The organism is Micromonospora globbae (genome assembly GCF_036184225.1).
Taxonomy (GTDB): Bacteria; Actinomycetota; Actinomycetes; order Mycobacteriales; family Micromonosporaceae; genus Micromonospora; species Micromonospora globbae.
Genome location: NZ_CP108084.1, coordinates 860,228 through 883,858, shown reverse-complemented (window position 1 = coordinate 883,858; position 23,631 = coordinate 860,228). Strand labels below are relative to the sequence as shown.

Sequence of the window (23,631 nt, the reverse complement as noted above, 5' to 3'; positions counted from 1 at the left end):
AGGTACATGGACGTCATGCTCATCGCCACCGTGCGGCGGTTCAACCGGCAGTCGTCCAGCCTGTCGACGAGACCGACGACCGGTGCCGTCGCGACCTAGGTCGCGACGGCACCGCGAGGTCGTCACCGGCTACCTCGCCTGGTCGAGTGGCTCCGTGCTGCCCGCCTCCAGTCTCGCGAGGGGAACTGGGGCGAGGTCGCTGACTTCTGCTCAGGCCGGGTTGATGTTGTGGTTGACCTGGAACATGTTCGACGGGTCATATCGGCGCTTGACGGCGACGAGCCGGTCGTACCGGTCACTGCCGTAGATGCTGCGCATCTGCTGCGGTGTGGTTCCCTCGCCTGCGGTCAGGAAGTTCGTCATGGCCTCGTCGTGCGCCCACGGGGCGAGTGCCGTCATGACCTGCGCGAGTTGCTCGATGTTTCGGGCTTGCTGGTCGGGACCACCGACCCCGAACCCCAGGACCGCCCACGGAACATCACGTCCGGCCACCGCGTTGGGGACCGCCGGCGGGCGGGCAAGCGCTCCCCCAAAGGACCGAATTTCCACCACGGTCAGCTGGGTGCCCGAGTCCGGACCGACCAGTCGCAGCAGCGCGTCGGCGGCCTCGGCGGGGAAGTCGCGCAGCGCGGTGGACCGGTCCACCCACGGCACCGGCGTCACCGGGTCCATGTGCACGGCGGCCACGGCGGCGTAGGGGAGCTCGGCGATGGTGTCGAGCACGGTCGGCGCGACGGCCCGCATCGGCGCGAGAAGCCGCTCGGCGTCTTCGGCGTCGCCTAACGAGGAGAAGCGAAGGTGGATGACGAACGTGCCCTGCAACGGCGGGGGGAGCTCCGGCATCGGTGGCAGCCGGAGGAATGACAGCGACGTGGTGGCTTCCTCGGGCAGGGTCGGTGCCCAGCGACGCCACTCGTGCAGCACCGACGCTGCCGCCTCACCCGGGAAGAAGAGACCACCGCCGTAGAAGCGGGCGACGGGGAACAGGCGGAACTCCAGCGCGGTGACCACCCCGAAGTTGCCCTTGCCTCCGCGCAGGGCCCAGAACAGCTCGGAGTCGGTGTCCTGGGTGACTCGCCGCGACTGGCCGTCGGCGGTGACCAGCTCTGCGGCCAGCACGTGGTCTGCGGCGAATCCGTAGGCACGGCCCAGAACTGGGCTCTGCCCGCCGCCTAGGTGGTAGCCGATCACGCCGACGGTGGACGACGATCCGCTCGCCGGCGCGAGCCCGAACTTCAGCGCCTTGTCGAGGACCTCCTGCCACTGCACGCCGCCCTCCACGCGGGCGGTGGCGGCATCGGCGTCGATCGTCACCCTCGCCATCCGGGACAGGGTGATCAGAACAGCGCCGTCGGCCGGACGGGCCACCTGGTGCCCAGTGGTCAACACTGCGACAGGCAGGCCCCGATCGGCGGCGAACTGCACTGCGGCCTGCACGTCGGCGACGCCGGCCGCCCCCACCACGAGCGCGGGTTGCACGGGTGCCAGCAGGTTGAAGGCGGCGCACTCCGCCGCGTAGCCGGGATTGTTCGGCAGGAGTACTGATCCGGTGACGCGAGCGGCCAGCTCGGTGGCGTCCGTCTCGAGGGATGGCACGGCTGCGGGGGGAATCTCGGCTGAAGTCATCGTCCACTCTTCTTCGTACGGGCGCTGGACTCCTCCGAGCCTGACCGCCTGGGTGCTGGGAGGCCATTGCGGTGCCTCCAAGATCGAGCGTGGGGTTAACCCCACGTTTGGATCGAGACCGCGGTCCAGCCACAAGCCGGCTGCTCGCCCTCCGCGCTGGGCGGCCCAGTCGCCGTCAGGTCGCCATCCCTGACGGAGAACCGTCATCGGGTAAGCCCCAGGGCCGACACCGAGGTGGCCGCGCAGCATCGTAGGGCTGGCTCTATTGAGCTGCCCCAGCTTCGGCAGAAACATGGACGCTGTCAGCTCGTTCGGCTGCGGCGCCGGAGGTGCCCCTGGTAGGCGTGCGAGTGATTCTCCGGGCGCAGGCCGGGCATACCGTCCTCGCATCGAGAGCAGGACCCGGACGAGCGGGCGGACAGCCGGATCACCGCAGAGAGTTCATAAGGAGAACGGCATGGCGACCATCAGAAGACGCACCTTGGGCACGACCGGTCCAGAGGTGTCGGTCATCGGTCTCGGCGCGATGGGGATGTCCGACCTGTACGGGCCGGCGGACGAGGAAGAAAGCGTCGCCACCCTGCACGCCGCTGTCGACGCCGGGATCAACCTGATCGACACCGGCGACTTCTATGGCTCGGGGCACAACGAGATGCTAATCGGGCGGACCCTGCGCGAACGCCGGCGCGAGGAGGTGGTGCTCAGCGTCAAGTTCGGCTCCCGTCGGACGCCGGACGGCGGCTTCCAGCCGGTCCCGTACGACGTCTCGCCCGCCGCGGTCAAGGACCGGCTCGCCTACTCCCTGCGCCGACTCGGCACCGACTACATTGACATTTACCGCCCATCCCGGTTGAATCCGGAGATACCGGTCGAGGACACCGTCGGAGCACTGCTGGAAATGCAGCAGGCGGGGTTCATCCGCCACATCGGGCTCTCCGAGGTCAGCGCTGAGACGATCCGCCGGGCTGCCGCGGTGGCGCCGATCAGCGACCTGCAGATCGAGTACTCGCTGCTGTCGCGTGGGCCGGAAGCGTCGATCATCCCCGCGCTGCGTGAGCTGGGCATCGGTCTGACCGCCTACGGCGTGCTGTCACGTGGTCTGCTCAGCGGGCATTGGCGTCCCGACCGGCAGCTGACCGGCAACGACTTCCGAGCGAACAGCCCCCGTTTCCAGGGCGACAACCTGGAGGCGAACCTGGGCCTCGTCGACGCCCTCAGCCGCGTCGCCGAACGGCACGGCGCGACCACCAGCCAGGTGGCGATCGCCTGGGTGGCCGCGCAGGGCGAGGACATCGTTGCGCTGGTCGGCGCGCGCCGCCGCGACCGCCTCAGCGAATCCCTGGCCGCGGCCGACCTCACGCTCGACCGCGAGACCCTCGACGAGATCGAGCAAGCCATCCCGGCCGGGTCAGCCGCCGGCGCGCGGTACGCGGCCCCGCAACTGGCCTCGCTCGACAGCGAGAAGTAGGGCAGGTGGTGGTCGCCGGCGTGGTCTTCTGCCGCCGGCGACCACCTGCGCTTCCCCGTCGGGGAGTCCCGGGGGAGACCGTGCCCACACCTGGGTGGGTGTAGTACAGCCACCTTTCGTCGGCGCGGCCGACCTATCGTTGGCACGTGCAGAAACGGAGCGAACTAGGGCAGTTCCTGCGCGCACGCCGCGCCCAGGTGTCGCCGGGCGACGTGGATCTCCCCGCGGACGGATCGCGACGGGTGCCAGGGCTGCGCCGGGCCGAGGTCGCCGCGCTGGCAGGGCTGAGCGTCGACTACTACATCCGGCTGGAGCAGGGACGCGAACGTAACCCGTCGGTCAGCGTGCTCAAGGCGCTCGGCCGCGCGCTGCGGCTCGAACCGGACGCGCGACGCTACTTGTTCGTCCTGGCCGGTGCGGCACCGAGATGCCCCGATCGGAACGGCCCGAAAGCGGTCAGCCCCAATCTGCTCGCCATGCTCCACGAGTGGACGAACCACCCGGTCCTTCTGATGGACCGATGCAACACCATCCTCGCCGCGAATCAACTCGGCACCGCGCTCGTCGCCGGACACCGGCACAGCGACAACCTGACCCGACTGACTTTCCTCGACCCCAACGCCCACAGCTACCTCCGGGACTGGGAACAGGTAGCCGCGGTGTGCGTGGCGGGCCTACGGGCGGCAGCGAGCGACGATCCAAACGACCCGGAACTCACGGCACTGGTCGGGGAGTTGAGCGTGCAGAGCGACGACTTCCGCAAGCGCTGGGCGAAGGCCGAGGTGCGGGAGAAGACATCGGAGCTTATCCTGCTGCACCATGCGCTGGTCGGCGACCTCGACCTGACGTACGAGATCCTGCGCCCCGCCGCCAATCCGGACCTGATGGTGAAGGTCTTTCGCGCCGAACCCGGTTCAGCGACGGCGGAGCGGCTGGCCGTACTGGGCAGCCTGACCGCGCAGGAGCAGGTTGGGCCAGCGCAGGTGAGCACACGCGTGGCGCGGCAGCCATGATGGGCCCGAACGGTGACCTGACTGTCGCCGCGGCAGCGAGGGCCGCCCGGTGACGACCATCGCCGAACTGCTGCCGAGCGTCCTCGACGCCGTGCCGCAGCCGGTCTGGGTGGCAGATTCGGCGGGCATCGTCGTCTACACCAACCCAGCCGCCGTCACCGCGCTCGGCTACCAGGACACCGCAGACATTCAGGGTCGCTCCAGCCACCTGCTCCTACATCCGATCCGCCGCGACGGCTCCCCGTTTCCCGCCTCGGAGTGCCTCATGCTCGCCCCGGCGCAGACCGGCGTTACCGCGCACAGCGACGACGACTGGTTCCTGCGCCGAGACGGATCGTTCTTCCCGGTCTCGTGGTGGTCGGCCCCCATCACCCTGCCCAGCGGCCGAGGCGTCGTGTGCGCCTGGTCCGACGCCACCGAACGGCGAGCGTTCGAGCACGCCGCCCGCGAGCGCGACGCGGCGCAGATCCGCGCGTCCGAGTCCCGCGCTGCCCAACGCCGCATCATCGAAAGCGTCGCCGCTGTGCATCGGCAGACGGCACGTGACCTGCACGACGGCGCGCAGCAACGGCTGGTGAACCTGCTGATCGGCCTGCGCCTGGCCCGGGAGCAGATCGCCACGACCAGCCCGCAGGCGCTCCCGCTCATCGACAATTCGGTCGCCGACGCTCAGGCGGCCATCGACGAGCTGCGGCAACTCGCCGTGGGCATCCACCCGTCGATGCTGACCGCCCGAGGGCTGGCGCCGGCCGTCGACGCCCTGGCGGCCCGCAGCCCGATTCCGACCGTCGTGTCCGGAAGGCTTGATCGCCGCCTGCCCGCCGCGGTCGAGTCGAACGTCTACTTCCTGATCTCCGAGGCGATGACGAACGCCGCGAAGCACTCGTGCGCCTCCCGCATCGAGATCACCCTCACCCTCGCCGACGACCTGGTGGTCACGGTCGCCGACGACGGAATCGGGGGCATCGATGACCGGAGGTCCGGCAGCGGACTGATCGGCCTGACCGACCGGGTGGCCGCGTTCGACGGCGACATCACGATCACCTCGCGCCGTGGAGGCGGCACGATCATCCGGGCTCGACTACCAGTGCCCGTCTGACCAGCAGATTTCGTGGGGTTGACCCCATGGACCAGGGCCGCCGGGCCGCGCGATCCTGGAAACATGGCGGTAACGGTGGTCGTCGTCGATGACGACGCGGGCTTTCGGCGAGTGGTGACGATGTTGCTCACCGCTCGCGGCCTGAGCGTCGTGGCGGAAGCGGTCGACGGCGCCTCCGGCATCGAAGCCGTACGCCGCCACGCCCCCGACGCCGTCCTGCTGGACCTGAACCTGCCCGATCGGGACGGGCTCGCGGTCGCGCGGGCACTGAGACTGGCCGACCGACCGCCGACGGTGGTGCTGGCATCGACCGACGCGTCGCCGTGGCCGCCCGAGGAATTGACCGAGGCGGGTATCCGGTCGTTCGTGGTAAAGGACCGGTTGTTCGACGCCGACTTCGACGCCCTGTTCAGCTCCTGAGGAACGTCAGCACGGCCAGCACCCTACGGTGCTGGGTCGAGTCCGCCTGCTGCAGGTCGAGCTTCTGAAAGATCCCGGTGACGTGCCGCTCAACGGCGGGCACCGTCACGAACAGTTTGCTGGCGATTCCCGCGTTCGAATGCCCTTCGGCCATCAGGGACAGCACTTCTCTCTCCCTGGGCGTCAGTCCGCCAAGCGGATCGCCGGTGCGTTTGCGCCCGACCAGACTGGCGATGACGTCAGGATCCAGGGCCGAACCACCGTTCACGACCCGCCGCACCGCGTCGCTCAGCATGTCCGGGCTGGCGATCTTCTCCTTGAGGAGGTAGCCCACCCCGGACGGATCATCACCAACGAGGTCGAGAGCGTAGCCGGCGTCGAGGAACTGGGACAACACGATCACGCCGACCAGAGGCTGGGTCGCCCGGATCCGCAACACCGCCCGCAGACCGTCGTCGGCCAGATTCGGCGGCATCTGGATGTCCGTGATCACCACGTCCGGCCGATGCTCGGCCGCGCTCCGGATCAAATCGTCAGCGTTGGCCGCCGACGCCACAACCTCGATGTTCACCCGGGCCAGCATCGACACGATGCCTTCCCGGACCAGGGGCTGATCCTCGCCGACAACGGCGCGAAGTGTGCTGTTCATCGACTCTCTATCTCAGCAATTCGGTTGCATCCCGAATGCCGGTTACCGGTCAACCGGTAACTCCGGGACCAGCGCAATTCTAACCAGCGAGGTGGCGCCGGTTCAGGCCGGCTCACCAGGGCGCTCGACCGGCGAACCCAATCCCCTCGTGGGGTTAGCCCCAGCCGCGCCCTCGGGCGGACAGTGAAAAGTCGTCGGGCGGACAGCGGCGAAAGGTTGGAGACCGCTCGACAGCCTTTCCCCGCCTTTCTCGCAAGACTTCTTGTCAGCGGCGGAGATGCCAACGAGCCTCCCCGCGAAGACAGGGAACAACCGAGCCCCAGTGCGGGGCCGACGGCAAGGAGAAGGACATGAACCAGTCGGAGAACCAGCCCGTGGTACTCGAACCGGCGGCGCAGGCGTTCGTCGAGGCGACCGCGAACCCGCCGTACCTGTTCGACCTCGGCCCGGTCGAGGGACGCACGGCCGTCGACGAGGTGCAGAGCGGCGACATCGACAAGCCGAAGGTCGACATCGAGGAAACCACCGTGCCCGGCGGCCCGAACGGCCCGGTCTCGGTGCGGATCCTGCGCCCGATCGGCGCCACCGGCCCGCTGCCGGTGATCATCTACATCCACGGCGCAGGCTGGGTGTTCGGCAACGCCCACACCCACGACCGCCTCGTCCGGGAACTTGCCGTCGGCACAGGCGCCGCTGTGGTCTTTCCGAACTACAGCCTCTCCCCCGAGGCCCGCTACCCGGTCGCCATCGAGGAGAACTACGCGGTCGCGACCTGGATCGCGGCCCACGGCGCCGAGCACGGCCTGGACGCCGCCCGTATCGCGGTCGCCGGGGACAGCGTCGGCGGGAACATGGCAGCCGCGCTGACCCTGATGGCCAAGGACCGCGGCGGCGTGGATCTGGCGCAGCAGGTGCTCTTCTACCCGGTCACCGATGCCGCGTTCGACACCACGTCGTACCAGCGGTTCGCCACCGGCTACTTCCTGCGCCGCGACGGCATGCAGTGGTTCTGGGACCAGTACACGACCGACCTCGCCGAGCGGGCGCAGATCACCGCGTCGCCGCTGCGCGCGACGGTCGAGCAGCTTTGGGGCCTGCCCCCGGCGCTGGTGATCACCGGCGAGGCCGACGTGCTGCGCGACGAGGGCGAGGCGTACGCGAACAAGCTGCGCAAGGCCGGCGTCCCGGTCACCGCCGTGCGCTACCAGGGCATCATCCACGACTTCGTGATGCTCAACGCCCTGCGCGAGACCCACGCCGCGCAGGCCGCGATCACCCAGGCGATCACCGTGCTGCGCGCCGCGCTCGGCACCGACGCCTGACCCACCTACACCCCTTCCTTCCAAGGAGTTCGAACGATGTCGCACCACCTCGATTCCCCCGCCGCCCGCCAGGACGTCCGACTGGACATCACTGACCTGTACCTCTTCCGTGGCGAGCGCGGCACGGTGTTCGTGATGAACGTGAACCACTCCATCGCCACCGCGGCCACCGGACACGAGGTCCCCGCTGGCTACCACCACGAGGCCCAGTACGAGTTCAAGATCGACACCAATGGTGACGCGGTCGAGGAGCTCAGCTACCGGTTCACCTTCGCCGAACTCGACCAGGCCGGTAACCAGACCGTGCGGCTGGTCCGACTCGACGGACCCGACGCAGCGGACCCGCACGCCCCGGGCACCCTGCTGGCCGAGGGCAGCACCGGCCGGGCCACCGAGACCACCGTCGGCCTACGGCTCTGGGCCGGCAAGGCCGGTGACCCCTTCTGGATCGAGCCCGACGTCCTACACGCCATCGGCCACGCCCTGACCGACGGCACCCGCGCCGACCTCGGCGCGTGGACCCCGGCGCAGGCCACGAACTTGTTCGCCGGACACACCGTGTACACGATCGTCCTGGAAGTCCCCGACGAGCAGCTACTCGCCGCCACCGGCCCGGACAATCGAATCCACGCCTGGGCGGTGACCAACCTGGCCACCGACGCCGGCGGCTGGCGACAGATCAACCGCGCCGGGCACCCGATGATCCACCCGCTGCTCACCCAGTACGACGAGCAGTTGGGCAACCAGCTCAACGCCACCCTCCCGGCGGACGACACCGCCAACTACGGCAAGGCCGTCGCCGCAGCGGTGGCCGGGGTCGTCGCCGCCTACGGCACCGCGCAGGACCCGCAGGCGTACGGCGCGACGGTCGCCGCCCGGCTCTTCCCCGACGTGCTGCCGTACACCATCGGCACCCCGGCGGTGTACGGCTTCGCTGGTTTCAACGGGCGGTCGCTGATCGACAACGCCCCCGACGTGATGTTCTCCCTCGCCACCAACACCGCCTTCACGATCGGCCTCACCAAGAACTCAGTCACCGCGAAGCCGACACGCCACTTCCCGTACGTGCCCCAGGTCGCCTGAACGACCGTACCGGCGCGGTGACCGGCCTCGCGTGTCGAGGCCGGTCACCGCGTTCAGATCACGACCTGCTTGGTGGTCGGCAGGCCGTCGACGATCGACTTCTGCACGTTGATCGTGTCCGCGATGACCTCGTGCGGCGTGTTCGCCATCCACTGCATCACCGAGATGTCCTCGAAGCGCGCATGCCGGAACATCTCCAGATACACCAGCGGCTCATCGCCGGTGTTCTCGATGTAGTGGCCGTATGCGAACGGGACGTAACCCACGTCACCGGCCTGGAAGTCGAACGTCCGCGCGGCGGCCTGCGACGCGAACACTCCCATCCGACCGGTCCCCGAGGTGAAGTACTGCCACTCATCGGTGGTCGGATGCCAGTGCAGCTCCCGCATCCCCCCAGGCTCGACCTCCACCAGGGCGGCCGCGGTGGTCACCGACGCGGCGAAGTTGGTCGAGTCGGTGACCCGGACCGTCCCGCCCCGGAAGCGTTGCGGGGTCTGCGCGAGCATCCGGTGCTTGAAGCTTCGCGGGATGTCGCCGGTCGGGCTGATCACCCGGTCCTGTTGCAGCGGCGGTGGGACATCGCCCGCGAAGATGTACTTTTCCCGCTCGGGCAGGTTCTCCATCTGCTCGGTCGTCCAGCCGAAGTTCTTGGCCAGGACGTGCCGAGGCGTGTGGGCGAAGAAGTCACTGAGCAGGAACGTGTTGTTCTCCGAGAATGCCCCGTCATCGAACACCAGCAGGAATTGGGCGCCGTCGGCCAACGCCTGGATGTTGTGCGGGATGCCCTGCGGAAAGAACCACAGGTCACCCTCATTCACGTCCTCGATGAAGTTGCGCCCCTCGTGGTCGACAGCGCTGATCCGGCAACTGCCGGAGAGCATGTACGCCCACTCCGACTGCTGATGCCAGTGGATCTCCCGGTACGCGCCCGGCTCCAACCCGAACTGGACACCGGCCATCTGACTGGCGATCGGCAGATCGCGGACGGTGACCTCGCGGGTCCAGCCACCCTTCTCCACCCGCGTGTGCGCCTGGGAGAACGAGAACTTGAGGTTGGGCACGAGCCGACTGTCCGTCGTGGGCGGTACCAGGAGATCGGGGTTCTGCCGCTCCAGCTCGACGTTACGGCCCGCGAAGGGCGCGGCACCCTGCTCGCCGCGCCGCGGCTGGGGATCGTTGTTCGCCATGATCGCTGTCTCCTCACTCGGGTTGGGTCGGATGGGCGCCGGGAACGGATCCGCCTCCCAGCCGTAGCCGGGACGAGATCCCCAGCAGGGCACGCACACCAGGCCAGCCGTACTGAACCGCGACCGCGACCGGAACCGCGACCGCGGTCGCCACCAGCACCAGACGGGCCCACGCCGGAACATGACCACCCGCCCCGGTGCTGGCAAACAGGACGAACATGAGCAGTACGACGCGGAGCCGGTGCAGGCCGGGAAGTTCGGTCGAGTGGGCCATGCCTTCGATGATCGGCGCCGAACACCAACCGTCGCATCACGTGATCGCGCCATTACGACAGGTCGAATACTGGACACGATTGGCAAGTCTGCGCATCCCAGCGTATTGCCGATGGGCCGCCCAGTCCTGCCGCCATGACTCGACTGGGCGCAGACGGCATCTACACGCGGGGTAGCCGCCCGCGCGACGTGCTCCGCCCGATACGTCACTAAGAGGTCCTAACAAAATGGTCTAGGGGCTTGTCCGGTGTAGACGATGATCTACAGTGTTCGGCCGTGAGGCGTGGTGAGCAGCCGCCGTGGATCGTGTCGGACGGGCTGTGGCAGCGCATCGAGCCGTTGCTGCCCAAGCCTGAGCGCAATCCTCGGCACCCGGGACGGAAGCGGATCCCGGATCGGCAGGTGCTGTGTGGGATCTTGTTCGTGCTGCACACCGGCATCCAGTGGGAGTTCCTGCCCCAGGAGTTGGGGTTCGGCTCCGGGATGACCTGCTGGCGGCGGTTGGAGGAGTGGAACCGGGCTGGGGTGTGGCAGCGGCTGCACGAGTTGCTGCTGGCAGAGCTCCAGGCGGCCGGGAAGCTGGACTGGTCCCGCGCCGTGATCGACTCCTCGCATGTACGGTCCGCTCGACGTGGCCCAAAAGTGGGCCGAGCCCGGTCGACCGCGCCCGCCCGGGCTCGAAGCACCACGTCCTGACCGAGGGCGCCGGCATCCCCCTGGCCGTGTCGTTGACCGGCGGCAACCGCCACGACGTCACCGAACTGCTCCCGCTGATCGACAAGATCCCGCCGGTCCGCGGGAGGCGTGGTCGGCCCCGCCGGCGCCCTGACCAGCTGTTCGGCGACCGCGCCTACGACCACGACAAGTACCGCAAGGCGGTAGGCGGCAAGGGCATCCGCCCGCGTATCGCCCGCCGCGGCCAGCCCCACGGCTCCGGACTCGGTGTGTTCCGGTGGGTGATCGAGCGGACGATCGCCTGGTACCACGGCATGCGACGGCTACGCATCCGGTGGGAACGCCGTGATGACATCCACGAAGCCTTCCTCACCCTCGCCACCTGCATCATCACGTACCGACACGTCGCCCGACTTTGTTAGGACCTCTAAAGCGGCAGCAGTCCCACCAGGCGATGCACGGAGTGCCAGCGTCCCGGCCCCAGGTGGACCACTGGAGCGTCGCCCGGTAGCTGTCTCGAGTGCTCCCCTGCCAGACCTGAGCGGCCGAAGAACATTGGCGCCTTCGAGGTCGAGGCGTCTCGTCGGTTGTGCTGGCCTGACTACCGGAAGCTCATCGCGGCACGCAGGCGTCCTGTGGCTGTGCGCCCTGCTCCTGGATTACGTCTCGGCGACGCTGCGCTGGCCAACAACCGGGCTGGGCCCAGGCCCCGGGTGGGAACTGGGAATCTCCGAGACACACCTCGCTGAACGCAACCGGCAGGTGGTGATCGTCGCGTTCGGCGAGATGATCCTGATCATCGGCCTGTCCTTCACGGACACCGGACCCGAGGACTTCACCCTCAGCCGCAGCGCCGTACTGCTGCTGTCGGCGGCGAGCGCGGCGTTGATGTGGCGGCTCTATATCTACCGCGCCGGAGCTCAACTGGGACCAGCGATTGCCGCCTGCAGCCAATCCGCCCCGCCTCAGCCAATGGTCCTCGTACCTGCAAATGACAATGATCGCCGGCATCATCCTGACCGCCGTCGGCTTCACCCTCATCATCGAAGCACCCGACCAAAACCCACCCCCGGGCTGTATAGCCGGAATCACCGGTGGTCCCGCTCTCTTCCTGGCCGGACGGTCCGCCTTCGAATACCTGATCTTGGGTCGGGTGACCGCACCCCGGTTGATCGGGATCATCGCTCTGGCCGGAATCTCGATCGTCGTGGTTCACCTGCCGCCAGAGATCGCCTCGGCTGCGGCGACCCTCGTCCTGGCTCTGGTTGCCGCCCTGGATACCGCCCGCAGCCATGGCCGGTCGATGGCGCCGCCCGCACCAACTCGTTGAGGCGACCTCAGTCATGCGCTCCGGACCAACCGCGCTGGCCTGTTGCGGCCCAAAGCTGGGGAAAACCCCACGCTGCGATTTGGAGTTCACGTCATGGATTGCGCAGGCCCCGGCAGGCAGTCTCGGATATGCCCTATTTCGCAATCCACATCGCCGGGGGAAAGCCATGACGACCACGCCGATCCGCACGCCTGGGCGGCCAGCAACCAGATCCGCCCTGCGGCCAATGAGCAGGGCCGAGTGGGGCCGCGTCGGCGGGATGGCCGCTGTCGTGATCGGCCTGCACGTTCTCGGCTGGGGCACATTGGCATTGCTGGTCGCACCCCAGCACTACATCGTCGGCACCCAGACTCTCGGCCTCGGTGTGGGATTCACCGCCTACACGCTCGGCATGCGGCACGCCTTCGACGCCGACCACATCTCCGCCATCGACAACACAACGCGAAAGCTCATGCACGAGGGGCAACGACCCCTGTCCGTCGGCTCCTTCTTCTCGCTCGGCCACTCCAGCGTGGTCTTCGGACTGGCACTGCTGTTGTCGCTCGGCCTGAAGAAGTTCATCGGGCCCGTACAGCAGAACAACTCCGCGCTACACCACTACACCTCACTGATCGGGACGTCGATCTCCGGCGCCTTCCTCTACCTCATCGCCATCCTGAACGCCGTGATCCTGGTCGGGATCATCAAGGCCTTCCGCGCGATGCGATCCGGCCCCTACGACGAGGCCGGACTGGAGGAGAACCTCACGAACCGGGGTCTCATGAACCGGGTGTTCGGCCGGTTCACCAGGTCCATCACCAAGACCTGGCACATGTACCCGCTGGGAGTCCTGTTCGGGCTGGGCTTCGACACCGCGACGGAGGTCGCCCTGCTGGTGCTCGCCGGCACCGCCACCGTCGCAGGGCTGCCCTGGTACACGCTGCTCTGCCTGCCAGTCCTGTTCGCGGCGGGAATGTCCCTGCTGGACACCATCGACGGCACGTTCATGAACTTCGCCTACGGCTGGGCATTCTCGAACCCGGCCCGAAAGGTCTACTACAACCTGACCGTCACCGGGCTGTCCGTGCTCGTCGCGGTGCTCATCGGCACCGCCGAGTTGCTATCGGTGCTGTCCGGGCAACTCGGCCTCTCGGGCGGGTTCTGGTCCTGGAACGCGAACCTCGACTTCAACACCCTCGGGTTCGGCGTCGTCGGCCTGTTCGTGATCACCTGGGCAGTGGCCGTGCTGATCTGGCGGTACGGACGCATCGAGCAGAGGTGGTCCCCGCAGTCGGGCCCTCGCACGGACAGCAACGGCTGACCCTCTGATGGTTACACGGTGCCTGATCGCGCGATCGAGGGCGGGTGGACGGGTGAACGGGACCGTCCACCCCGTCCACCACCCCTCGGGTCACATCTCACTGTCGAGCCTGACCATGATCGCCGCCGCGCACCGTTGCCCCGAGGCGGACCCGCCCGGCACGGCCCGCTCGATATCGTCCAGCGTGCTCCGATCCAGCATCAGGTCGACCGCGGCCAGCGATTCGACCAACCGAATCCGCCGCCGCGCGCCGACCAACGGCACGACCTGCTCGCCCTACGCCACCACCCAGGCGACCGCCACCTGGCTCGTGGTCGTCCCCAGGCGGTGCGAGATCCGTCCGAGCGCGTCCACCAGGCTCAGGTTTGCAGCCAGGTGCTCCCCCTTGGAACCGGGACTGTGGGCCCGAAAGTCCGCCCCGGTCAGCTGACGTCCGCCGACCAGTGCCCGCTGAGCAGGTTCCGCGACTGACACGACGCCGCCCAGCTCCCACCTCGTTTACCTCAGGCAGCGCGTCAACCTCGCATGCCAGGCCGGGAGTGCGGGGTTGTCAAATGCCCAGGCAGGGCGGCCGCCTCGCAGAAAATCGCAGCCGCTACGCACCCCACCAGTCGCGCTGATCATCGTCTCGCGCGCGGCAACCCGCGCAGCAGCGTCTCTCTCAACGCAACGCCACCTCGCCGGCCAGGTGCAGCGCCTTAGCCACCGATCGAAGCCCAAGCACGATTGTCGACCTGATTGACGGACGGGCGGGCCAGACCCTCTCAAGTGCGACCTCACCCACCCGTAGGTCGGTGCCGGCGCTCAACGATTCGCTGACGAGGACCCCGCTCATCTCCGGCGCCGCTGCGGCCGGGTCGCCAACCCAGCCAGCGGCGACCCGGCAGTCGGCGGCCTTTCTCGGCTCACCTCCTACCGACCGCCGCCGATGCGGGGCCTGACCCTGGTGCAGGTCAGATGCGGGTCGCGGACGAGACCATCAGGCGGACCCGAAGGATCAACACGTCCCTCGCGCGACGCAAACGTACCGAGCACCCCGTCGAAGGCCACCAGCGCAATCGGCGAACCTGCGGGGTACGCCGCGATATACCGTCAATGGCACCCAGGACGGCGTGGTCGATGTCGACTTTTCCGATCACCGCCCCACTTGCCCCGGGCTCCGCTGTACACAGGCGAACGTCAAGCCGCCCCGGAAGTTACCCGTGGCTGCTCCGCTGCCCCAAACTGCCGCCAAAGGGCGTCTGCCGCAACTGCTCAGTGGCAGCGCTCGGCGGATCAGCCACAGCCGGGAAGCCCCTCCGCTGTTGGACGCTCGGCAGCCGGCGCCACGCAAGCCCGATGGGCGGGCCGGGGTCACCGCGCGACTGGGACCACGTACGGGAAGGAGTCGGAGCGGGCGTCCTTCGTGGTGTCCGGGGTAAGCCCGGAGTTGATGCCCGTGTTGACCGCGAGCGACATCATCACCTCAGGGACATTGTCGGCCAACGTCCGCCCGTTGACCTTCGCGAAGCCGTAGTTCGCCGGCGTGCCCACCTCGTAGGACAGTACGTCCGGGTAAACCCACTTCGCCACGCTCCAGCCGTACGCCTGCGGGTCCTTGGACGTGCCGCCGGCGGCTACGGCGCCGGCGACTGCCTTAGCGATCTCTGCGCCGTCCTGCTGCAGGTCGTCGCTCGGGTGCCGAGTATTCGCCGGGTTCGAGAAGTCGGTGTCGTGGGGCCAGAAGATGGGCCACATCATCGGGTGGCCGGCGCGGTTGATCTGTCGCCAGCCACCGGCATCGGTGGCGAGCTTGGTGACAGCCCACACACCGATGGTCGTACCATCAGAGAACGCCGACTCCTCGATAACCTCCAGGACGATCGAATCGACGGTGGTGTTGACAAAGCTGTTCTTCGCCTTCTCCGGCTTCCACGTCGACCGGTCCAGCTTCGTACCCTTGGCGACCGCGCCGTTAACGGTGGCGAGTAGATCCAGATCCACGTAGAAGGGGTCGGTGATCCTCCCAGCCCACACCCGCAGACGCTGCCCGGCCGCTACTTCCTCGCCCGTGCGACCCTGGGCCACCACCAGGCCCGTTGCGGCGTCGTCCCGGGCCTCCGCGCCCGTCAGAACAGACACGGTCAGATCCTGCCCCTGGCCGTCGAACTCGCCAAAAGTGATCCGATAGGTCAATTCCTCCTTCGTCGATCCGTTGATGAGGAGCTTGAACTCGTACCGGCCCTCGTGATGGAAGCCCGGCTGAAGGTCGACGTTCGTGACCGAGCTGTTCACATCCATCACCAACACAGTCCCGCGTTCGCCGGGGAAGACATACAAGTCGTCAAGGTAGAGCTGGCCGGTCTGGGCGGCGTGCGGAGTGTCAAGGTGATGAGACATCGTCGGCTCCTGAACTTGCTGCGATAGGACAGGCCGAAGCTAACCCAAGAACTAGCAGCAAAACAGTCGTTTCACGGCATTCGTCAGCAATCGACCAGGTCGTCCAGGTCGTTGCTCCACGGTGTCGGGAGTTCCACGGCAACACGAGCCGCGCGATGGCGCCTGCGGAGACCATCCGCCCGGGTTGAAAGATCAACAGGCCGAAGGCAGTAGGCGGTGCGCCTCGGTTAGGGGTGGGTGGGGTGTTCGTGGTCGGCGTGGCTGGCCGGTTCGAGTTGGAAGGCGCTGTAGTCGACGTCGAAGTGCCCAGCCAGGCAGGTTTGCAGGCCGGTGATGACCGCACCGACGACCTCGACAGCGAAGATCACCACCGACACCAGGAGCACGCCGGCCAGGGGCTCGGCGGTGCTGCCCAGTCGCCGTCACCTGATGGCTGCGGCCGTGGTCGTGGCCCATCAGTGGGTCCCATTCACCGTGTTCGTTGCGCCGTCGGCGTCCTGCTGGCCAACCGGACTGCAAATCATGCAAACATCCACACGTTGGGGTAGACCGATCGGACCCTGGTCAAGACTTGCGAAGAATTAGTTCAGCGCTCTGTTTATTCATCTGATGATGTGCTCTCGGGTGGTGAAGAAGCTCACGCACGGACAGGTTCTGGCTCGCTTCGGTCACGCCCTGTCCGACCCGGTCCGCGCCCGGCTCCTGCTCGCGCTGCGCGAGGGTCCCGGCTATCCTGCCGACCTTGCGGACCTGCTGGGCACAAGCCGGCAGAACCTGTCCAACCACCTGGCGTGCCTGCGCGGCTGCGGCCTCGTCGTCGCCGTACCCGAGGGCCGCCGCAGCCGCTACAAGCTCGCCGACGCGCGCCTCGCGCACGCCCTTGGAGACCTGCTCGGCCTCGTCCTGGCCATCGATCCGGCCGCCTGCCCGGCCACCGAGGCCGAGGGATGCCACTGATGAACGCGCCACTTCCGCTGGTGTCAGTTGGTCCGTCACCGGCCCGCCGCTCGATCCTGATTCGGCGGGTGCGCCTGTTCGTCACGGCGACGATCACCTACAACGTCGTCGAGGCGATCGTCGCCGTCAGCGCCGGCAGGATGGCCTCCTCGACCGCGCTGATCGGCTTCGGGCTCGACTCGATCATCGAGGTGGCCTCAGCCACCTCGGTCGCCTGGCAGTCTTCCGGCCCCGACCACGAACGTCGGGAGCGCACCGCGCTGCGGATCATCGCGCTGTCGTTCTTCGCCCTCGCCGCGTACGTGTCCGTCGAATCGGTGCGTGCGCTCGTCGGCGCCGACCGTGCGGAGCACTCCACGATCGGTCTGGTCCTGGCCGCGGTGTCGCTGGCGGTGATGCCGGTGTTGTCCGCCGCGCAGCGTCGTGCGGGACGCGAACTCGGGTCGGCCTCAGCCGTCGCAGACTCCAACCAGACCCTGCTGTGCACGTACCTCTCGGCGGTGCTGCTGGTCGGGCTGGCGATAAACTCGCTGTTCGGCTGGTGGTGGGCCGACCCCGCCGCCGCGTTGGTGATCGCCGCTATCCCGGTGAAAGAAAGCCGCGAAGCTGGCGCGGCGACACGTGCTGCGCCCCCGACGCCGTCTTGCGCTCCCCCACCGCAGGCGGCGACGCCAGCGGGCGCGACGGCGAATGCTGTAACACCGATCACCGTTGAGCGGAAGCTGCGGGCGCGGGAGGTTCCTTCCGCTCGCGACACTAGCCGTCCGGCGAGCTTAGGAGCAACGGACGGGCTAGAAGAGGGTGATCCAGTATTCCCAGAAGCGGTTCAGGATCGCGATGAGGATGACCGCGTACCAGCCGCTCAGGATGAGGCTGTGGTAGGTGCCAGCAGCGGCGGCGACCCGCCGCACAGGCCCGGGAAGCGCACCAGGATGCTGGTGCAGGGTGCGCAGGGTCACGTAGTGAAAGATCGGGATGGTGAGGCCCAGACGACCATGCAGTACGGGCACAGGGCGCCGATGACATAGAGGCTCTGATAGATCAGCCAGTGCACGAAGATCACGCCGAACGTCGCGCCGGCCTGGAGTCCCCACCACAACCAGGTGGGCAATCGCGCACCGGTCAGCAAGACGACGCCGATTGTGTGACCACGGCGAAACCCGCGATGCCGATCAGGAGGTTGGGGATTCCGAACGCCTCGGCCTCAGGTGTGGTCATCACCGAGCCGCAGGACAGGATCGGATTGATGCTGCAGCTCGGCATAGTCGGGGTCGGCGAGCAGGTTGATTTTCTCGACGATGAGGATCATGGCGGCGAGCAACCCGACACCGCCACCGACAACGCAGATCCAGGCGGTGGCCCGAGACAGAAAATCCTGCTCGGGTGAGACCCACTCGGCGTGCTGGTCGACGGTGGCAGTCATTCGGCCAGCGCGGCATCGATGGCGGCGACGAGGTCGTCCTGGCCGCGCAGGTCGGTCAGTTGCCGGCCGTTGAGGAAGAACGTCGGCGTGCCCTGCACGCCGGCCGCCGCGCCGTCGGCCTTGTCCTTGGCGACCCGCGTGGCAGTCGCAGGGTTCGAGATCGCGCTGGAAGCGCGGCACGTCCAGGCCGAGGGCACGGGCGTAGCCGACGAACACCTCATTCTGGGACTGCTCCTTGTGACTCCGACTGGTCTGGTTCTCGAACAGCTGGACGTACATCTCGGAGAAACGGCCCTGGTTCGCGGCAGCCTGAGCGGTCCGGGCAGCCAGGTCGGCATTCGGATGGCCGGGGATCGGGAAGCACCTGGCCACGACGGTGATGCACTTCTGGTATGTGGCCAGGATCTGCTTGACCGCCGGGTAGGCGGCGGCGCAGGACTCGCACTCGAAGTCGAGGGACTCCACCAGCGTCACCCTGCCGTCCGCCGCGGTGGACAGCCGGTGACTGTCCTCGCGCACCAGCACCGACGATTCGATCGCGCCAGTATCGGTGGTCGCGACAGGCGGCTGGTCGGGACGATTGACGGCCAGCAGACCGCCCGGGCAGCGCAACGTCCCGGAGACCGAACCCGCCATCCCGGTCCTGCAACGCCAGGTCGCACACCTGCAGGAGCGCCTGCGCGCGGAGACTGAGCGTCACGTCAGCAACCTGCGGGCCTCGGAGAATGCCCGCAACCAGGCGGTCCGCCAGGCTAACCAGCTTGAGGTGCAGTTTCATCAGGTCAGGGAGGAACTGCTGAGGGTGCGTGGCGTCGCCGCGGAAGTCGCGACAAGCCGCGAGGAGTACGCGCGCCAGTGCGTCGCGCTGGAACTCCTCGCCGCGCCCGGCCTGCGCGCGATACCCATCATCGATTTGCCGGAGTTGCCCGCCACCCACCGGCGGATCCGCTTCGGACTCCTTGTCGCCACGATCGACGCCCAAGCCCCACCCGCCCGCCGGGCTTTGGCCCGCTACCTGTGCGTCTACGCCGAGTTCGCCGGCGTCTGCCCCACCGAGCTGGCCACCCGGGCAGACATCGCGACCGCCGTGACGATGGACATCCTCGCTGGCCGTCACGTGCCCACCACCGCTCACGCCACTCGCCTGGCCACAGTCCTTAACCGCGAGACAGAAACCCTGCGCCACCTCATCAGCGCCACCAGCAGCAGCACGGCCCTCGACGAATACTTCTGGAACATCGCCCGCGCCGTCGACACCCCAGCCGCACCGGACAGCCCGCTCGGCACCAGGGACGATGTCGGGTCGGATCCCGACAACCCTGTCACGCGTCCACACCCCGACCCAGCAACGGCGCCACTCGCCCCGATCGTCGAGCGGCTGCGCCAACTCGCAGCCGTGTACGAGCAAGGACTGGTCAGCGACGGCGAATACGCCGAGCATCGCAGCCGGATCCTCAGCGAGCTGTGAACCGCGTCGAAGTCGATGACACTCGGCCTGAAAGCTGGTTCGTAGCGCCCCAGGATCGGCGGGTGCTGGTGATCAGGCAAATCTCCCGCAGTTCCCCATACCACCGGGAACCGGTGGCGACGGATTCGGTCGTGGCCGCCGAGGTGGCGGAGGACAAGGAGTGCTACTTGCAGGCCATCAGCAAGGACGGTCCGGTCATCGCGTTTCTTTTTCGCTGCCGGCACTGCGGTACTCACCTCGCGTACTCCGACTTCTCCTGACCCCCGATCTTGCGCGGCGAGGTTCCTGGTCAGCCGGTCCGGTGATCAAAACCCCGACGCTTGCGGCGGCACGTCGTCGACGGCCAGGTCGGCGCGTACGCCGACGAACCTCACTCGGTGTCGCCACCGGCCGCGCTCGATGTCGTAGGCGACGTCGGCGTCAACTTCCACTACCACCGTGGGCTGCACACGCGTGTAGGGCAGCGGCTGCCGTCGGTCGAGTTGCACGCTCCATGCCGCAGGCAGCGGCTCGGGCTACGGATGCGCGGCGGCACGGGTCGCGGGGAGCAAGTCCGCCGATGGCCTGTCGCTCAATGGTGATGAGTCGGTGCGTCTGGGCTACTGGCAACGTCAGATGTCGGAACTGATGGAATTCCCGGTTCTAAGCGAGGCGGGCTGCGCGATGAGACGCCTGGATCGCGGCTCAGCCACACGGCGGCAAGAGGAGCGCCTGTCCGCATACGCGGTGCTCTGCGTGTGTGAGCAGCAACTGCCGCGCCGGCCAGCTCCCGAGGCCACCGACGCTCTAAAGGGGCGGGTGCGCAGGCCTCCCGCTACGGCGCGCCTCACTCGGTCCATTCTGCCCGGTCCGAGTGTCCCGCGACCCCGGCCGCCGTGCTCGCTGCGTTCCGGACAGCCGGCACGGCTATGCGCGAAGTGCTGGATTGCCGGCGCGGTGGTCGAGGGTTCGGCCGGTGGTCAGGCGGCGGGTGGTAGTACGGCCTGGATGAGGTGTGGGCCTGGTTCGGTGAGGGCGTTGGACAGTTGTTCGGTGAGTTCTTCTGCGGTGGTGGCGCGGGTGGCGGGCACGCCGAAGGACTCCGCTAGGCGCACGAAGTCGATCGGGGGATTGGTCAGGTCGAATTGGGGGTTGGTGTCTGGGTCGCTGGCGCCGGGGCGCCGGCTGTAGTAGTTCCATTCCTGGCGCAGGATGGCGTATGAGTGGTTGTCGAGTATCACGGTAGTAACGTTCAGTTGCTCACGTGCCTGAGTCCAGAGCGCGGTGGGCGTGTACATGGCGCAGCCGTCGGCGATCAGGGCCAGCACTGGACGGTCGGGGGCGGCGACGGCGGCGCCGACGGCGAGGGGCATTCCGTCGCCCATGGCGCCGCCGGTCTGCATGAGGACGTCGTGGCGGGGAGCTGCGGCGGTGGCGTGCGCGAGCGCGGTGCCCGAGCTGACGCTCTCGTCGATGACGATCGCTCGTTCGGGTAGCAGCGCGGCGACGATGTCGCACCAGCTCTGCAGGGTGAGAGGGCCGGTGGGCAGTTGCGGGCGTCGGGGTTCGGTGACGCGGGCTGTCGTGTCGGGGGCGACCAGGTCGGCTAGGGCCTGTGTCGAAGTCGGTCACAGCCACTCGTTGATTGCGGCGAGGTGGATGGTGGCCTCGTACCGGACGGCCAGCTTGTCGAATCGGGTGGCCACCGCTCGGTTGCGCTTGAGCCGGTTGATCCCGCACTCGACGGCGTGACGCTGCTGGTAGAGGTGCGGGTCGAAGGCTGGCGGTCGGCCGCCCTTGGATCCCTTGGCCCGCCGGTTCGCGTCTTGGTCGGCCTTGCTCGGGATCGTCGCGGCGATCCCTCGCCGGCGCAGGTAGGCCCGGTTGGCTTTCGAGGTGTACGCCTTGTCGGCCAGGACCCGGTTCGGTCGGGTCCTCGGTCGGCCGGTGACCAAGCGGGGGACACGGATGGCGGTCAGGACCGGGATGAACTGCGGGCTGTCACCGCGCTGCCCAGCGGTCAGCACCATCGCGAGGGGCTTCTGCCCTTGCTCGCAGCCCAGGTGAAGCTTGGTGGTCAACCCACCGCGGGAACGGCCGAGCGCATGATCGGCGGGCTCGACGCTGACTCCGCCGGGTGGTTCGGCCTGCAGATCCCCCTTTTCCTCGCCCCGGCCGCGTGCTGGTGAGCGCGGGCGCTGGTCGAGTCCACTGACACGTCCCAGGTGATCCTGCCCTCCGCATCGGCGAGAGCCTGCAACGCGGTGAGCACCTGCTTCCAGGTCCCGTCGCGCTGCCACCGCCGGAACAGGGCATACACCGCCGACCAAGACCCGTACTGCGGTGGCACATCCCGCCACGGGGCACCCACCCGGATCCGCCACCGGATCCCGTCGATCAACTGCCGCCTGGTCCATGACGACGGTCGACCTGGCCGTTTCGGCGCCGGCAGCAACGGCTCCAGCACCGCCCACTGCACGTCGGTCAGGTCGAACCGCCTCGTCACCGCTAGGGTGTCCACGAGGTCTCCGGTTTTCAGGTTCTGCTTGGTCGCTGAACCATCTACCGGAGACCTCACCCATTTTCGATCTCCGACACGCCCAGACCTTCAAGCCAGCGCAAACCTTGGCACCGACTTCGACACACGCCCTAGGCAGTGTCTCGAAGTCGGGTGCGGCGTGTCGGTGGTCGATAGATGGCGAGGTCTCCGGTAGAGGGTTCATCGACCAAGAAGAACCTGAATACCGGAGACCTCGTGGCCACCATAGCGGTGACGAGGCGGCACGACCTGACCGACGCGCAGTGGGCGGTGCTGGCGTCGCTGCTGCCTGTGGGTAAGCGGCCGGGTCGACCGTCGCAGTGGAGCAAGCGGCAGCTCATCGACGGCATCCGGTGGCGGGTGCGGGTCGGTGCGCCGTGGCGGGACGTGCCGGCGTGTTATGGCTCCTGGCAAGCGGTATACGCGTTGTTCCGGCGTTGGCAGCGGGCCGGGGTCTGGCAGCAGATCGTGACCGGATTGCAGGCCCGCGCCGACGCGGTTGGCTTGATCACCTGGGATGTCAGCGTCGATTCGACTATCGCTCGGGCCCACCAGCACGCCGCCGGCGCACGCCGGTGCCCACAGCAGCAGATCGAACCGCCCGGTGGGGTGGCGACGGAGCCCGCCGACCATGCCCTCGGGCGTTCCCGCGGCGGGTGGACCACGAAGCTGCACCTGGCCTGCGAGCAGGGCGGCAAGCCGTTGTCGATGCTGCTCACCGCGGGGCACCGCGGTGACAGCCCGCAGTTCACTGGGGTGCTGGCCGGTATCCGGGTGCCTCGGCTTGGCACCGGCCGGCCTCGCGTGCGACCAGACCGGGTGATCGCCGACCGCGCCTACACGTCCCGCGCCAACCGCGCCTACCTGCGCCGCCGGGGGATCAAGGCATGCATCCCCAGCAAGGTCGATCAGGACGCGCACCGCCGCGCCAAAGGCTCCGCAGGCGGCCGGCCACCTGCCTTCGACCCGGAGGTTTACCGGCAGCGCCACGCCGTCGAATGCGGCATCAATCGGCTCAAACGCCACCGTGGTCTGGCCACTAGGTACGACAAGCTGGCCGTCCGCTACGAAGCCACCATCCACGTCACCGCCATCAACGAATGGCTACGCGCACTTCGAGACACGACCTAAGGCCCTGTCCGCCCTGACCGGCCAACCACACCCCATGGCGGCACGCAGAGACGATTTTCAATCGAGCGCTAAGCTCCTACCGGCTGACCTTTCCCCACCGTCGAGCTGAACTACCTGCTCTCGGCGGTGCGGAGCACAATCCGCACCGCCGTGAGCGGCGCCGGCGAGCACTTCCACCAGGCGGCTGGGCTACGCCGCCCGCAGGATGGTCGGTCCTTCATCTTCGAAACGATGTCGGTTGCTATGGCGAGTATCCTGGCCGGTGGTCTCGCTACCGCTGGCGAGTACGGGATGAAGGCGGTGGGACTGA

21 protein-coding genes and 5 pseudogenes are annotated in these 23,631 nt (G+C 68.0%); 15 read left to right on the top strand and 11 right to left on the bottom strand.

What is annotated here, in order from left to right:
• Nucleotides 1-210: 210 nt before the first annotated feature.
• Nucleotides 211-1,761 carry an FAD-binding oxidoreductase gene (locus OG994_RS03970; RefSeq protein ID WP_328852210.1) on the bottom strand — a complete coding sequence of 517 codons (1,551 nt, stop codon included), beginning with the start codon at nt 1,759-1,761 and terminating at the stop codon, nt 211-213.
• Nucleotides 1,762-2,083: 322 nt separating this feature from the next.
• On the opposite strand from OG994_RS03970, the gene OG994_RS03965 reads away from it, so the two are divergent.
• From OG994_RS03965 to OG994_RS03950, 4 genes are all read left to right on the top strand, one after another.
• Nucleotides 2,084-3,094 carry an aldo/keto reductase gene (locus OG994_RS03965; RefSeq protein WP_328852209.1) on the top strand — a complete coding sequence of 337 codons (1,011 nt, stop codon included), beginning with the start codon at nt 2,084-2,086 and terminating at the stop codon, nt 3,092-3,094.
• 146 nt (nt 3,095-3,240) lie between these two features.
• Nucleotides 3,241-4,107, top strand: coding sequence for a helix-turn-helix domain-containing protein (locus OG994_RS03960; protein WP_328852208.1), 867 nt, complete (start codon nt 3,241-3,243; stop codon nt 4,105-4,107).
• Nucleotides 4,108-4,156: 49 nt separating this feature from the next.
• On the top strand, nt 4,157-5,206 hold the full coding sequence (locus OG994_RS03955; RefSeq protein ID WP_328852207.1) for a PAS domain-containing sensor histidine kinase: 1,050 nt from the start codon (nt 4,157-4,159) through the stop codon (nt 5,204-5,206).
• 63 nt (nt 5,207-5,269) lie between these two features.
• A complete protein-coding gene (locus OG994_RS03950; RefSeq protein ID WP_328852206.1) occupies nt 5,270-5,626 on the top strand; it encodes a response regulator in 357 nt (118 codons plus the stop codon).
• On the opposite strand, the gene OG994_RS03945 is transcribed toward OG994_RS03950, so the two are convergent.
• Nucleotides 5,616-6,275, bottom strand: a complete 660-nt coding sequence (locus OG994_RS03945) for a response regulator transcription factor (protein ID WP_328852205.1) — start codon at nt 6,273-6,275, stop codon at nt 5,616-5,618. The genes OG994_RS03950 and OG994_RS03945 overlap by 11 nt on opposite strands.
• Before the next feature lie 350 nt (nt 6,276-6,625).
• Here OG994_RS03945 and OG994_RS03940 point away from each other — a divergent pair, with 350 nt between their 5' ends.
• Nucleotides 6,626-7,597 carry an alpha/beta hydrolase gene (locus tag OG994_RS03940; protein ID WP_328852204.1) on the top strand — a complete coding sequence of 324 codons (972 nt, stop codon included), beginning with the start codon at nt 6,626-6,628 and terminating at the stop codon, nt 7,595-7,597.
• 36 nt (nt 7,598-7,633) lie between these two features.
• Nucleotides 7,634-8,680 carry a DUF4331 family protein gene (locus tag OG994_RS03935; protein WP_328852203.1) on the top strand — a complete coding sequence of 349 codons (1,047 nt, stop codon included), beginning with the start codon at nt 7,634-7,636 and terminating at the stop codon, nt 8,678-8,680.
• Nucleotides 8,681-8,733: 53 nt separating this feature from the next.
• Here OG994_RS03935 and OG994_RS03930 read toward each other — a convergent pair whose 3' ends face one another.
• Together OG994_RS03930 and OG994_RS03925 are read right to left on the bottom strand one after the other, a co-directional pair.
• A complete protein-coding gene (locus OG994_RS03930; protein WP_328852202.1) occupies nt 8,734-9,867 on the bottom strand; it encodes a cupin domain-containing protein in 1,134 nt (377 codons plus the stop codon).
• Nucleotides 9,868-9,880: 13 nt separating this feature from the next.
• Complete coding sequence (locus OG994_RS03925; RefSeq protein WP_328852201.1) at nt 9,881-10,141, bottom strand: hypothetical protein; 261 nt, start codon at nt 10,139-10,141, stop codon at nt 9,881-9,883.
• A gap of 302 nt (nt 10,142-10,443) precedes the next feature.
• Here OG994_RS03925 and OG994_RS03920 point away from each other — a divergent pair.
• The 4 genes and pseudogenes from OG994_RS03920 to nicT all read left to right on the top strand — a co-directional run bounded on the left by OG994_RS03920 (nt 10,444) and on the right by nicT (nt 13,445).
• Nucleotides 10,444-11,237 (top strand): IS5 family transposase gene (locus OG994_RS03920; protein WP_328853657.1). Its coding sequence is split into 2 segments (ribosomal slippage): nt 10,444-10,780 and nt 10,780-11,237, totalling 795 coding nucleotides; the frame shifts between segments, so codons are not numbered across the junction.
• Nucleotides 11,164-11,721: pseudogene (locus OG994_RS31520) on the top strand (low temperature requirement protein A); the annotation flags it as partial. The gene OG994_RS03920 and the pseudogene OG994_RS31520, both read left to right, overlap by 74 nt.
• Before the next feature lie 31 nt (nt 11,722-11,752).
• A complete protein-coding gene (locus OG994_RS03915; RefSeq protein WP_328852200.1) occupies nt 11,753-12,145 on the top strand; it encodes a low temperature requirement protein A in 393 nt (130 codons plus the stop codon).
• A 226-nt stretch (nt 12,146-12,371) separates the two neighbouring features.
• Nucleotides 12,372-13,445 carry a Nickel transporter NicT gene (nicT, locus tag OG994_RS03910; RefSeq protein ID WP_328852199.1) on the top strand — a complete coding sequence of 358 codons (1,074 nt, stop codon included), beginning with the start codon at nt 12,372-12,374 and terminating at the stop codon, nt 13,443-13,445.
• A gap of 90 nt (nt 13,446-13,535) precedes the next feature.
• Here nicT and OG994_RS03905 read toward each other — a convergent pair whose 3' ends face one another.
• The 3 genes from OG994_RS03905 to OG994_RS03895 form a co-directional block, all read right to left on the bottom strand.
• Nucleotides 13,536-13,709: a hypothetical protein gene (locus OG994_RS03905; RefSeq protein WP_328852198.1), complete on the bottom strand. Its 174-nt coding sequence runs from the start codon at nt 13,707-13,709 to the stop codon at nt 13,536-13,538.
• Between the two features lie 1,089 nt (nt 13,710-14,798).
• Nucleotides 14,799-15,824 carry a DUF4331 family protein gene (locus OG994_RS03900; protein ID WP_328852197.1) on the bottom strand — a complete coding sequence of 342 codons (1,026 nt, stop codon included), beginning with the start codon at nt 15,822-15,824 and terminating at the stop codon, nt 14,799-14,801.
• Nucleotides 15,825-16,051: 227 nt separating this feature from the next.
• Entirely contained in the window at nt 16,052-16,210 is a 159-nt protein-coding gene (locus OG994_RS03895) for a hypothetical protein (protein ID WP_328852196.1), read from the bottom strand.
• 241 nt (nt 16,211-16,451) lie between these two features.
• Between OG994_RS03895 and OG994_RS03890 the strand changes: the two genes are divergently transcribed.
• Together OG994_RS03890 and OG994_RS03885 are read left to right on the top strand one after the other, a co-directional pair.
• Nucleotides 16,452-16,781: an ArsR/SmtB family transcription factor gene (locus OG994_RS03890; RefSeq protein ID WP_328853656.1), complete on the top strand. Its 330-nt coding sequence runs from the start codon at nt 16,452-16,454 to the stop codon at nt 16,779-16,781.
• Nucleotides 16,781-17,496: pseudogene (locus OG994_RS03885) on the top strand (cation diffusion facilitator family transporter). The gene OG994_RS03890 and the pseudogene OG994_RS03885 overlap by 1 nt, the downstream one beginning before the upstream one ends.
• Nucleotides 17,497-17,572: 76 nt before the next feature.
• Here OG994_RS03885 and OG994_RS03880 read toward each other — a convergent pair.
• Nucleotides 17,573-18,204, bottom strand: a pseudogene (locus tag OG994_RS03880) (vitamin K epoxide reductase family protein).
• A pseudogene (locus tag OG994_RS03875) lies at nt 18,201-18,840 on the bottom strand (DsbA family protein). The pseudogenes OG994_RS03880 and OG994_RS03875 overlap by 4 nt, the downstream one beginning before the upstream one ends.
• Here OG994_RS03875 and OG994_RS03870 point away from each other — a divergent pair.
• On the top strand, nt 18,755-19,672 hold the full coding sequence (locus OG994_RS03870; protein WP_328853849.1) for a hypothetical protein: 918 nt from the start codon (nt 18,755-18,757) through the stop codon (nt 19,670-19,672). The pseudogene OG994_RS03875 and the gene OG994_RS03870 overlap by 86 nt on opposite strands.
• 113 nt (nt 19,673-19,785) lie before the next feature.
• Nucleotides 19,786-19,932, top strand: a complete 147-nt coding sequence (locus OG994_RS03865) for a CbrC family protein (protein WP_328852195.1) — start codon at nt 19,786-19,788, stop codon at nt 19,930-19,932.
• A gap of 699 nt (nt 19,933-20,631) precedes the next feature.
• On the opposite strand, the gene OG994_RS03860 is transcribed toward OG994_RS03865, so the two are convergent.
• On the bottom strand, nt 20,632-21,126 hold the full coding sequence (locus OG994_RS03860) for a thiamine pyrophosphate-dependent enzyme (protein ID WP_328853655.1): 495 nt from the start codon (nt 21,124-21,126) through the stop codon (nt 20,632-20,634).
• Nucleotides 21,127-21,279: 153 nt separating this feature from the next.
• Nucleotides 21,280-22,157, bottom strand: a pseudogene (locus tag OG994_RS03855) (IS5 family transposase).
• 249 nt (nt 22,158-22,406) lie between these two features.
• Here OG994_RS03855 and OG994_RS03850 point away from each other — a divergent pair.
• The gene (locus tag OG994_RS03850) at nt 22,407-23,321 is read left to right on the top strand and encodes an IS5 family transposase (protein ID WP_396844139.1); all 915 of its coding nucleotides are present in this window, start codon (nt 22,407-22,409) and stop codon (nt 23,319-23,321) included.
• The last annotated feature ends 310 nt before the right edge of the window (nt 23,322-23,631 follow it).

Coding starts and splice junctions, on each gene's coding strand:
- OG994_RS03900 (WP_328852197.1), bottom strand. CDS start 15,824: ATGTCTCATCACCTTGACACTCCGCACGCCGCCCAGACCGGCCAGCTC.
- OG994_RS03925 (WP_328852201.1), bottom strand. CDS start 10,141: ATGGCCCACTCGACCGAACTTCCCGGCCTGCACCGGCTCCGCGTCGTA.
- OG994_RS03940 (WP_328852204.1), top strand. CDS start 6,626: ATGAACCAGTCGGAGAACCAGCCCGTGGTACTCGAACCGGCGGCGCAG.
- OG994_RS03935 (WP_328852203.1), top strand. CDS start 7,634: ATGTCGCACCACCTCGATTCCCCCGCCGCCCGCCAGGACGTCCGACTG.
- OG994_RS03930 (WP_328852202.1), bottom strand. CDS start 9,867: ATGGCGAACAACGATCCCCAGCCGCGGCGCGGCGAGCAGGGTGCCGCG.
- OG994_RS03945 (WP_328852205.1), bottom strand. CDS start 6,275: ATGAACAGCACACTTCGCGCCGTTGTCGGCGAGGATCAGCCCCTGGTC.
- OG994_RS03965 (WP_328852209.1), top strand. CDS start 2,084: ATGGCGACCATCAGAAGACGCACCTTGGGCACGACCGGTCCAGAGGTG.
- OG994_RS03950 (WP_328852206.1), top strand. CDS start 5,270: ATGGCGGTAACGGTGGTCGTCGTCGATGACGACGCGGGCTTTCGGCGA.
- nicT (WP_328852199.1), top strand. CDS start 12,372: ATGAGCAGGGCCGAGTGGGGCCGCGTCGGCGGGATGGCCGCTGTCGTG.